The organism is Methylobacterium sp. J-026 (assembly GCF_022829585.1).
Taxonomy (GTDB): Bacteria; Pseudomonadota; Alphaproteobacteria; order Rhizobiales; family Beijerinckiaceae; genus Methylobacterium.
In genome coordinates this window covers 47,104-57,278 of the sequence record NZ_JAKSYC010000119.1, presented here as the reverse complement: position 1 = coordinate 57,278, position 10,175 = coordinate 47,104, and the positions used below count along the sequence as shown (strand labels likewise).

At 70.2% G+C, this 10,175-nt stretch carries 13 protein-coding genes; 7 read left to right on the top strand and 6 right to left on the bottom strand.

Going from position 1 to position 10,175, the window contains the following annotated elements; genetic code table 11:
* Positions 1 to 36: 36 nt before the first annotated feature.
* Positions 37 to 507, bottom strand: coding sequence for a MucR family transcriptional regulator (locus tag MKK69_RS12155; RefSeq protein ID WP_243968123.1), 471 nt, complete (start codon positions 505 to 507; stop codon positions 37 to 39).
* A gap of 338 nt (positions 508 to 845) precedes the next feature.
* Here MKK69_RS12155 and MKK69_RS12150 point away from each other — a divergent pair, with 338 nt between their 5' ends.
* The 5 genes from MKK69_RS12150 (at position 846) to MKK69_RS12130 (ending at position 2,510) form a co-directional block, all read left to right on the top strand.
* Positions 846 to 1,052 (top strand): hypothetical protein, encoded by a 207-nt coding sequence (locus MKK69_RS12150; protein WP_243968130.1) that lies wholly within the window; start codon positions 846 to 848, stop codon positions 1,050 to 1,052.
* Positions 1,053 to 1,086: 34 nt separating this feature from the next.
* Positions 1,087 to 1,272: a hypothetical protein gene (locus tag MKK69_RS12145; protein WP_243968121.1), complete on the top strand. Its 186-nt coding sequence runs from the start codon at positions 1,087 to 1,089 to the stop codon at positions 1,270 to 1,272.
* Positions 1,273 to 1,324: 52 nt separating this feature from the next.
* Complete coding sequence (locus MKK69_RS12140) at positions 1,325 to 1,579, top strand: hypothetical protein (RefSeq protein WP_243968119.1); 255 nt, start codon at positions 1,325 to 1,327, stop codon at positions 1,577 to 1,579.
* A gap of 127 nt (positions 1,580 to 1,706) precedes the next feature.
* A complete protein-coding gene (locus MKK69_RS12135; RefSeq protein ID WP_243968117.1) occupies positions 1,707 to 1,940 on the top strand; it encodes a DUF6894 family protein in 234 nt (77 codons plus the stop codon).
* 144 nt (positions 1,941 to 2,084) lie between these two features.
* Entirely contained in the window at positions 2,085 to 2,510 is a 426-nt protein-coding gene (locus MKK69_RS12130) for a hypothetical protein (RefSeq protein ID WP_243968115.1), read from the top strand.
* A 45-nt stretch (positions 2,511 to 2,555) separates the two neighbouring features.
* Here MKK69_RS12130 and MKK69_RS12125 read toward each other — a convergent pair whose 3' ends face one another.
* From MKK69_RS12125 to MKK69_RS12110, 4 genes are all read right to left on the bottom strand, one after another.
* On the bottom strand, positions 2,556 to 2,849 hold the full coding sequence (locus MKK69_RS12125) for a hypothetical protein (protein ID WP_243968113.1): 294 nt from the start codon (positions 2,847 to 2,849) through the stop codon (positions 2,556 to 2,558).
* A gap of 247 nt (positions 2,850 to 3,096) precedes the next feature.
* Positions 3,097 to 4,119 carry a sensor domain-containing diguanylate cyclase gene (locus MKK69_RS12120; RefSeq protein WP_243968112.1) on the bottom strand — a complete coding sequence of 341 codons (1,023 nt, stop codon included), beginning with the start codon at positions 4,117 to 4,119 and terminating at the stop codon, positions 3,097 to 3,099.
* Positions 4,120 to 4,455: 336 nt separating this feature from the next.
* Positions 4,456 to 6,483: a threonine--tRNA ligase gene (thrS, locus tag MKK69_RS12115; protein ID WP_243968111.1), complete on the bottom strand. Its 2,028-nt coding sequence runs from the start codon at positions 6,481 to 6,483 to the stop codon at positions 4,456 to 4,458.
* A 950-nt stretch (positions 6,484 to 7,433) separates the two neighbouring features.
* Positions 7,434 to 8,798, bottom strand: coding sequence for an RsmB/NOP family class I SAM-dependent RNA methyltransferase (locus MKK69_RS12110; RefSeq protein ID WP_279598342.1), 1,365 nt, complete (start codon positions 8,796 to 8,798; stop codon positions 7,434 to 7,436).
* A gap of 83 nt (positions 8,799 to 8,881) precedes the next feature.
* Here MKK69_RS12110 and MKK69_RS12105 point away from each other — a divergent pair, with 83 nt between their 5' ends.
* Both MKK69_RS12105 and MKK69_RS12100 read left to right on the top strand, forming a co-directional pair.
* The gene (locus tag MKK69_RS12105; RefSeq protein ID WP_279598335.1) at positions 8,882 to 9,118 is read left to right on the top strand and encodes a DUF1674 domain-containing protein; all 237 of its coding nucleotides are present in this window, start codon (positions 8,882 to 8,884) and stop codon (positions 9,116 to 9,118) included.
* A gap of 166 nt (positions 9,119 to 9,284) precedes the next feature.
* Positions 9,285 to 9,593 carry a cupin domain-containing protein gene (locus MKK69_RS12100; protein WP_243968109.1) on the top strand — a complete coding sequence of 103 codons (309 nt, stop codon included), beginning with the start codon at positions 9,285 to 9,287 and terminating at the stop codon, positions 9,591 to 9,593.
* A gap of 13 nt (positions 9,594 to 9,606) precedes the next feature.
* Here MKK69_RS12100 and MKK69_RS12095 read toward each other — a convergent pair whose 3' ends face one another.
* A complete protein-coding gene (locus MKK69_RS12095; protein WP_243968108.1) occupies positions 9,607 to 10,116 on the bottom strand; it encodes a L,D-transpeptidase in 510 nt (169 codons plus the stop codon).
* Positions 10,117 to 10,175 lie beyond the last annotated feature (59 nt).

The window sequence follows — 10,175 nt, the reverse complement described above, 5'->3', positions numbered from 1 at the left end:
GCGATCGGCCTCGGACAGCCCGGCGCCACGCCGACATCAGGCGGCTCGGCGAAGCTGGCGCTGTGGCTCGGCCATGGCGCCCGGCTGTCCTAGGCCGCTCGCCTTCGCCAGGGCAGCGCGCTGCTGGGCGTAGCTCGTTGCGACCATCGGGTAATCGGCCGGCAGGCCGTAGCGGTCAAGGTGGCCGCGCGGGTCGAGCCCGTGGCTGGTCAGGTGGCGCTTGGGCGTCTTGTAGGTCTTGCCGTCGATGAAGCTGACGTTCCCGTCGGACCGGACCGACTTGCGGATCTGGGCCGCGCTCGGCCGGTCCGGATCGGCCTGATGGGCGGCTACGCCCGTCTCCGGACGCAGGGTGCCCGCGGCGAGGCCGGCGATGGCCCCATACACCCGGGCGATCAGGGCCGGCAGCTCCGCGGCGGGGACGGGATTGTTCGACACGTAGGCGGCGACGATGTCGCCCGCCAGCTCGATGAAGTTGGTAGTGGGCGCGGTGGTTTCTTCTGTCACTTCAAGATTCCTGGTCTGCCCCTCACAGGAGATCTGCTACTTTTAAACGCTGAATGCAAGTTATAAAACGGTTCTGGAGCCACCATCCCATGCATGATTGGCATGCCTGCTGCGGGAGGCGGGCGGGTAGTTTCGGCAATCGGCGCGGAGACCTTGCGTGTTGATCTCCGCGGCGCCGTCGACTGCGGGTGTGCATTCGCCGCATGAAACGCTCCAGCAACGAACCGAGGGTTTGCAGCTTCGGCGGTCGCAGCCCGTCGCGTTCCGAGCTGCCCGGCAGACGGGACCGGGCGACGCTTGCGTGATGACGCAGGGGCCGCGGCATGCCATGGGGCGACATGCTCTTGCTGGCTCTGATCGCGGCCCTGCTGGCCGTCCTGGTGATGATGATCGTCCTGCCGCGGTGGACCGGCCGGCTGGCTTCGCTCGCGACCCTGATCGCGGGGGCGATCATGGTCCTCTGGATGGCCCAGGCCGGGCTGCTCCCCGGCTCCACGGGGCCGCTGACCGCCGAGCGGCCCCTCGTTCCGGGCGTCGATCGGTAACGATCCGGTAATCCTGGCGCGGTCAGCATGAGCCATGCCCACGCTCTCCGCCCCGCGCCTCCTGACCTTTTTCGTGTCAGCCGTTCTGATCGGCCTCGCGATCGCCAGCCTATATACGCGGATCCCAATGGTCGGGCGCACGGTCGTGGCGCACCGGCAGTGGTTCTTCGTCGGCGCCTATGCCCTTCTGGCGCTCGGGGTCACGACGCGCGGCCTGTGAGGCGCGGGCCGCCGCCTCGGTTTCGACAGCTGCCCGCACCGAGGAGACCGGCATGACCCTGAAGACCACGTTCGTTGTGCAGCCCTTCGAACTGCACCGGAATCGCCTGCGGCCTGCGCGGCAGGAACCCGCGCAGAGCGAGTTCGGGGCGCTCAAGAAGGCGGAGGCGCTCGCCGCACGCCTGCCCGGCGCGGCCGCTCTGAAGGTGGTCGCCGATGACGAGACCGGCGAACTGGAGGGCGTGACGATCCTCGGCCAGTTCGGAGCCGTCCCGGAGGATTTCGCCGAGAGCCTGCTCGGCGGCTGATGTCCCCTGACAGGCGCCCGGTTCTCTCCATGCGACATGCGCGACGGCCGTTTTCGACGGCATCGAAACTACGTAGAAACAACGGAGATTGATCCTGCGGGCGAATGCGCTCGCTGAGCCGGAACCCGTGCCACGCTATTTCATCGATCTCCATGACGGTGCCAATCTCGTTCGCGACCATGAGGGCTTCGACTTCGCCGACCTCGCCGCGGCGCGGGCGCAGGCGGTCCGGATGATGACCCGGCTGGCCCAGGGTCTGTCCGATCCGCGGGAGCGGCAGGACTATGTCATCGCGGTGCGCGACGCGCAGGGTGCGATCCGCCTGCGCCTGCGCCTGTCCTACGACATCGAGCATGGCTGAGCGCTCGCCGTCGACGTGGACGCCGGTTCGGCATCAGCGAGTGCGTCGGGTGTAAGCGCGATTTGATCGGCGCGGTCCGGGATAGCGCGGCCCCCCGTCTGCGTTGACGCCCGACCGGCATAGGCGCTCGGCCGAGGAAACCCGATGGGACGGACGACAGGTGCGGTCGGACTACTCGCGGCGATGCTGGCATTGCCTGTCACCATCGCCCCGGCGGTCGCGCAGACAGCGCCGCCACCTCAGGTCGGCTCCGCCGCGGCGACGCCGGACAATGCCATCCTGCTGACGGTTTTCCTGCGCCACGACCAGTCGCGCCCGCTGGCCGACTTGAACGCGCAACTCGCCAAACAGGGCTTCTACAAGGCCTTCCCGCCGCCCGGGATTGAGGTCGTTTCCTGGAACGTCGTGATGGGGATCGGGCAGATCATCACCCTGCGTCTGCCCGCCGCTCGGCTCCGCGAGGTCAATCGCGTCCTGGAGGACACCGCCTGGGGGGCGTACCGCACCGAGTTCTATCCCACCTACGATTACAAGTCCGTCGGGCTCGCGGAGCACGAGAAGGCGCACTGAGGCGTCCGGCTGCGATACGAACCCGTCCGGACGATCCAGACACCCTCAGCGTTGGCCGCTGTCGCTGTTGCGCTGCTTGCAGAGCCATCCGGCCAGGCAGGACGGTACGTCGACGGATGGCTCGAAGGCCGGGGCGCCGGTTTCGTCCAGGCTGCACGATCCTGAATCCAGATGGACGGTCTCGTAGGCTGTCGCGCTCCGGGCGAGGATCACGGTGCGGCCCCGGGCGACGCGCTGCTGAAGCGCGGCGCAGGTCAGGGAGCGCGTATCGATCCATTCCTGCGCCGCGGCACCGGTGGCGAGGACGGCCAGGAGAAGAGCGCAGGCGAGACGGGTCATGGGTCCTTCCGGGCGTTGAAGGCTCCGCACCGAGGCCGGATATCGCGCGTGAATGTCGGACTTTTCCGGACGAGACCCGGTTTGCTCCGGTCGGACGGGGACCCTTATCCACCCGATCGGCCCAAGCCGACGATGCGACCACCGGACGCGCCGGGCGGGGCCTTACCCCGAAGGACCTCCGCCCGGTCCAGGACGCCGTGCGGCAAGGCCCCAATCCGGGGCTTCGGTTCGGGGGATGCGCCGGACGTCATCGTTCGGGGTTCGGCCGATGGTCCCCGGGCGCCGACATGGATCCGGGCAGGAGACGGGCGTCCCAGATGCAGGGGCGGCCGGTCCGCTTGGCCTCGTACATCGCCGCGTCGGCCCGCTCCGTCAGGCATGGCGCCCGGGTGGCATGGAGGGGGGCGCAGGCGATACCGATGGCGGCCGTGATGCAAACCCGCCGCCCCGCCCCGAGGTCGTAGGGCTGTGCCAGCCTGTCCTGGAGACGCAGGGCGAAGGTCAGGGCCGGTGCCGGATCGGTCCCGGCCAGGAGCACGCTGAACTCGTCGCCTCCGAGGTGGGCCGCCATGTCGGAGTCGCGGAGCTCCCCCTGCAGCCGCTCGGCCAGTCGCTGCAGCAGCGCGTCCCCCACCGCATGGCCGTAATCGTCGTTGACCGGCTTGAAGCTGTCGAGATCGAGGCAGAGCAGGGCGCAGCTCTCACCGCTGGGGCTCCCCAGGGCCCGGTCGAGCCGGGCCGCGAACAGGGAGCGGTTCGGCAACCCGGTGAGCGGATCGTGCTGGGCCATGTAGCGCAGGAGTGTCTCCGTGCGGCGGCGCTCGGTCACGTCCTCGCACAGGGCCGCCCAGCCACCCCCGGATTGCGGCTGGACCGTGATCGCGATCTGGCGCCCGTCCGGCAGGGTCTGAAGCGCGGAGCCGGACCCGCCCTGCACGACGGAGCGCCGACGCGCGGCCCAGAGATCGGCAGGATCCTGACCCGCGCGCCGATCCCCGACAAGGCTCAGCGCGCTCACGTCCCGGGCCTGCAGGCCGGGCCTGACGCGCCGGGATGGGCCGCCGAAGAGGCGCCTGTAGCCGGCGCTGACGAACAGCAGGCGATCGGCGGCGTCGAACAGGCACAGGCCGTGCGGCAGGCTGTCGAGGGCGCCGATAAGGCCGGGCCCGAGGCAGGGGCTGCGACCGGGCCTCCGGCGTCGGCAGCTGCCGACCGGCCGTCCGCCACGCCCGATCAGCCGCGCCGCATCGTCCTCCGATCGCGCCGTCATCCCGGTCCCCTCGTGTCCCGCCGTCGCCCGCCCTGCGGCGGCCGACTGAAATCCGGATGGAAACTGATCCCCGAGGTATCTAGAATGGGATTCCTTTCGCCAACCTTGACGATGCGGTGCGACCTTCAACGATAGAGGTTGATTTCGCGGATCACGCGACAATCCCGTGCAGGTGTTCAATACGCCGGACTTGGTATCAATACACCGTTTAGACGTCAAAAGATTCAATAAAACGCCGTTTTTAGAATGTTCTCGCGATAATATCTCCGCGAAAACAGCATATCACGACTGCCTCGACAGTCGAAGCCCGGGGGCTTGGCAGCCGCCGAGGGCGGATCAGGGGGCGTCCTGCACGCCGTGATGCCCGTCCAGAACCGTGTCGCTGGTCGGGACGGCCTCGGCCACCGCCTGAGCCCGGCGGATGTCCGGGGCGGTCGCCTCCTCCCGGAAGGCCGCCACCGCCTCCGAGAGCGGCAGCGTGCGGGTCTGCTGGCTGCCGAGCCGGCGGATCGAGACCGTCCGCTCCTCGGCCTCGCGCTTGCCCAGCGCCAGGAGCACCGGCACCTTGGCCAGCGAGTGCTCCCGCACCTTGTAGTTGATCTTCTCGTTGCGCAGATCCGCCTCGACCCGCAGGCCGGCGCGATCCAGGGCGCGGATCACCTCATGGGCGTAGGCATCGGCCTCCCCGGTGATCGTGGCCACCACCACCTGCACCGGCGCCAGCCAGAGGGGGAAATGCCCGGCGAAATGCTCGATCAGGATGCCGGTGAACCGCTCCATCGAGCCGCAGATCGCCCGGTGCACCATCACGGGCGGCTTCCGCGCGCCGTCGGCGTCGATGTAGAAGGCGCCGAACCGCTCGGGCAGGTTGAAGTCCACCTGGGTGGTGCCGCATTGCCAGTCGCGGCCGATGGCGTCGCGCAGGACGTACTCGAATTTGGGCCCGTAGAAGGCCCCCTCCCCCGGATTGACCTCCGTGCGGATCCGGCCCGCCGATTGTTCTTCGATCTGCGCCAGCACCCGGGTCATCACGTCCTCGGCGTGGTCCCAGAGGGCGTCCGAGCCGACGCGCTTCTCGGGCCGGGTCGAGAGCTTCACGACGATCTGGTCGAAGCCGAAATCGGCGTAGGTCGAGAGGATCAGGTCGTTGATCTTGAGGCACTCGTCGGCGAGCTGGTCCTCGGTGCAGAACACGTGGGCATCGTCCTGCGTGAAGCCGCGCACCCGCATCAGCCCGTGCATGGCGCCCGAGGGCTCGTAGCGGTGGACCACGCCGAACTCGGCCATGCGCAACGGCAGGTCGCGGTAGGACTTCAACCCATGCTTGAAGATCTGCACGTGGCCCGGGCAGTTCATCGGCTTGAGGGCGAACCAGCGCTTGTCCTCGGCCTCCTCGCCGGCCGACTGCGCGGCGAACATGTTCTCCCGGTACCAGCCCCAGTGGCCGGAGGTCTCCCACAGGGACTTGTCGAGGATCTGCGGGGCGTTGACCTCGGCGTAGTCGCCGCGCAGGCGCCGGCGCATGTAGGCGATCAGCGCCTGGAAGATCGTCCAGCCCTTGGCGTGCCAGAAGACGACGCCCGGCCCCTCCTCCTGGAAGTGGAACAGGTCCATCTCGCGCCCGAGGCGGCGGTGGTCCCGGCGTTCGGCCTCCTCCAGACGGTGCAGGTAGCCGTCGAGATCGGCCTGGGCGGCCCAGGCGGTGCCGTAGATGCGAGTCAGCATCGGGTTGTTCGAATCACCCCGCCAATAGGCGCCCGCGACCTTCATCAGCTTGAAGGCGGTGCCGACCTTGGCCGTCGAGGTCATGTGCGGACCGCGGCAGAGGTCGAACCACTCGCCCTGCCGGTAGATCTTCAGATCCTCGCCGGGGGGAATGGCGTCGACCAGCTCGACCTTGAACTTTTCCTGCTTGCCCTCGAACAGCGCGCGCACGTCCGCGCGCGTCCAGATTTCTTTCGTGAAGGGTGCATCGCGCGCAATGATCTCGCGCATCTTCGCCTCGATGGCCGGGAAATCGTCGGGCGTGAACGGGGTCTCGCGGTAGAAATCGTAGTAGAAACCGTTCTCGATCACCGGGCCGATCGTCACCTGCGTGTCCGGCCAGAGGCTCTGGACGGCCTCGGCGAGCACGTGGGCGCAATCGTGGCGGATCAACTCCAGGCTGCGCGGGTCGGTGCGGTCGAGGAACTCGATGCGGGCATCGTGGGCGATCGGATCGTCGAGGTCGGCGACCGTGCCGTCGAGCGCCATGGCGACGGTGCGCTTGGCCAGCGACTTGGCGATGCCCTCGACCACGGCGCGGCCGGTGGTGCCGGCGGCGATCTCCCGGGTGTTGCCATCGGGGAAGGTGAGAATCGGCATGGATCAAACGTCTCCGGGCTCAGTCCTGCATACGCGGCAGGTAAGCGGTTTCAGGGGAGCGGCCGTGTAGACCGATTTTTTGGGCGTGGGAACAACGGTGCGGCACATCCCTGCGCGCCGGTGCCTGCCCCAGCCTGTCCTCAAGATGCGCATCATCGTCCCCGCGCGCCTGCGGCGCCGGGGGCATGGCCCAAGAAGCAACACGCGGGACGCGGGACGCCGCGGGAACCCAGGTGGTGAGAGAACGCGCGGGATCCGATCCCCGCGGCGCCCGCGGCATCGACCGGGCGTGGGCCCCGGCCGGTGCCGTCTTTCTCGTCGCGGTGCTTTTCAGCGCGCCCGATCCTGCGACGTCTCTGCAGACGGTCTCGGACGAGGTGCACGCACCTCCGGAACCCGCAGTGAGTCTGTGGCCTTCCAGCCGTTTGCCCGTCTCGTAATGGACGGGTCCGCAGGTCCCTTGGGGTCGGCCCAGAGGAGGGTCGGCGCGGGGGCATTTCCGCAGCCCCGCCGGGTTGGCCCGGTGTTTCTCCGCCCGGATCCGAGACACGCCCCGTATCGGTCACGCCGCCCGGGGCGATGGCGGCTGAGAGCCACCGACGCGGGCACCGCCCCGTCCCCGGACCCGTCCGGTCAGCCACCGGGCGGGCCCCCGAAGGACGGACCGGGATCGCTCCCGGACCGCCGCGGACAGGTGGCGGCTAATGAGCACAAAATAGGAATGTTGTCAAGAGTAGACCATGTGGCTCCCCTGTGCGGGCGCGATGTTCACGCTTCTCCTCTGGGGAAAAAGCGCGAACCGCGCGTCTCCCTCCCCCGCAGAGGGGGGAGGGAGATCCGGCGGAGTTGGCTCTTTATCCATTGAGGACGCGTGATCATCGTAGTCCACGCGTGCGAGAGCGCGCGGGAGTACGTGCGTCCCGTCGAACAGGCGCAGCAGAGCCCCCCCCTCACCCCGCGCGCTGGAGCCGGCTCGCGAAGAACCCGTCGAGGCCGCCGCGGGCGCCCGGCACCTCGGCGAAATGGCACGGCAGCGTCCGCAGATCGCCGTTCGCGTCGATCAGCCCGGTGGCGCCGCCGACCTCCTCGGGGCGCACCGGAACACGCGTGAACCGGGGTTCGCGGGCCAGGAAGGCCGCGACCTGCGCCTCACCCTCCTCCGGCTCCAGCGAGCAGGTGCAGTAGACGAGAGACCCGCCCGGCCGCACCAGTCCGGCCGCGTGGTCGAGGAGCCGGGCCTGGAGCGCGGCGAGGCGGCCGATATCGGATTCCGCCTTGGTCCAGGCCACGTCCGGGTGCCGCCGGATCGTGCCGGTGGCCGAGCAGGGCGCGTCGAGCAGCACCGCATCGTGGTCCTGCGGCTCCAGGGCGAGGGCATCGGCGACCGCGATCTCGACGTCGAGGCCGAGGCGCGCGACGTTCTCGCGCAGCCGCTCCAGCCGGGGCGCGGAGCGGTCGACGGCGGTGACGTGCGCCCCCGCGGCGGCGAGCTGCAGGGTCTTGCCGCCGGGCGCCGCGCAGAGGTCGAGCACCCGGATGCCGGGACGCGGTGCCAGCAGCCGTGCCGGGAGCGCGGCGGCGGCGTCCTGGACCCACCATGCGCCCTCCTGGAATCCGGGGAGGTCGGGGATCGCCGGGCCGTTCTCGGCCAGGCGCAGGGAGCCGGTCGGCAGCGTCACGGCGCCGAGCCGCTCGGCCCACTCGGCGGGCTCGCCCCGTGGCGTCAGGTCGATGGCGGCCCCCGCGAGATGCGCACGCGCGATCGCCGCGGCACGCTCCGGCCCGTAGGCCGCGACCCAGCGCCGGGCGAGCCAGTCCGGCGTGTTGACCGCCAGCGCGTCCGCGCCCGCGGCCAGGATCGCGTCGCGCTCCCGGGCGATCCGGCGCAGAACGGCGTTCACAAGGCCGGCGAGGTGGGCGGTGCGGGTGTCCCCCTTGGCGAGCCGCACGGCGAGGTCGACGGCCGCGTGGTCGGGCACGGCGAGATCGAGGATCTGGGCGCTCGCGGTGGCCAGCAAAGCCGTGAGCTGCGGTTTGGCCGTGGGCAGCCCCTGCTCCAGCCGCGCCGCGAGGGCGGTGCGGATCAGCCCGTAGCGCCGGAAGGTCGCCACCGCGATGGCCCGTGCCAGCCCGGCATCGGCCGGCGCCAGCGCTTCCGCGCGGATCGCCTGGGCCAGGGCATCGTCCAGCGCGGGCGCCCGCTCCTGCCCGATCAGGGCCGCGACCGCCTGCATCGCCGCGCGTCGCGCGCCTAAACCCGCCGTGTCCGGACCGGTCGTGCCCGTCGAAGCGCCGTCCCGCGTGTTGCGGCCCATGTCCCGCGATGCCACTTCTGCTCCAGATCCGAAATCTCTCGGACCCATGCCCTCACACCCGAGCGAGCGCGATGCAAGACGCGATGCCAGACGCGAAGGGACACGACGTGAACGCACAGGATACGAACGCCGGCGCGGCCGAGCCCCGCCCGCTCAGCCCGGCGGCGGAGCGCGCCCTCGCCGAGGCGGCCGCGCGCCGGGCGGCCATCGATGCCCGCGCCGCGGCGATCAGCGCCACGCCCGAGCGCAAGGGCCGCGGCGGCCTGGAGCCGGTGCGCTATGACGATTGGGAGGTGAAGGGGCTCGCGGTCGATTTTTGAGGCTCCGCGGTCGGTCATTCCCGGCCGCTCCCGATCGCCGATCCCGGGACACGGGGCGGCGGTCCGGGATGCCATGAGGCGTCGGGCCGCGCGTGCGGTTCCGCGGACGCTCGGAACGGGGCTGCCCGGTGCCCGTTCCCCTGCCTCACCGGCAGGAGACGACACGATGGCGACGAAGGTATCGGCCCGGAGCGCGGCCGCGGGGCCGCACGGCGAGATCACCCTGGCCCGGGGCGAGCGGCTGGGCATGCGCATGTGGCGGGCCGAGGAGCCCAACGCCGACAAGCCGATGACCACTTCCCCCCACGAGACCGTAGGGTACGTCGTCAGCGGCCGGGCGGAGCTGGTGGTCGGGGGCGAGACCGTGGCGCTCGCCGCCGGCGATTCGTATTGCGTGCCGGCGGGCGCCGAGCACACCTACCGGATCCTGGAGACCTTCACGGCCGTCGAGGCGACGGCACCGCCGGCCGGCTGAAGGCGATCGACCCTCATCGGGTCATATAGACCTGCGCGCCCACATCGACGCGTCCGTATAGGTCGACCACGTCCTGGTTGAACATCCGGATGCAGCCGTAGGACGCGTAGGTGCCCACCGAACTCGGGCGGTTGGTGCCGTGGATGGCATATTCGCCGCCGGCCAGCGTCATCGCGGCGGCACCCATCGGGTTGTGCGGCGAGCCGCCGGCGATCAGGCTCGGCAGGCGCGGGTTGTCGCGCTTCACCTCGGCCGGGGGCGACCAGGCTGGGGCGACGTACTTGCCGTCGATGGACGCGGTCCCGAACCATTGCTTGCCGGGCTTGCCCACCGCCACGGGGTAGCGGATCGCCGTCCCGTCGCCGGTCACCAGATAGAGCTTGCGCTGCGAGACGCTGATCACGATCGAGCCCGGGGCGACCCCGTTCTGAAAGGGCACGACCTCGCGGGCCTGCGCCGCACCGAAACAACCGGCCAGCATCGCGCCGGCCAAACCGAATAGAGCCGCGACCCGACCTGGCATCTTCGTGATCCTCGACAAGCCAATATCCCTGCAGATATCCCTGCGGCCGAGTAAGTCAC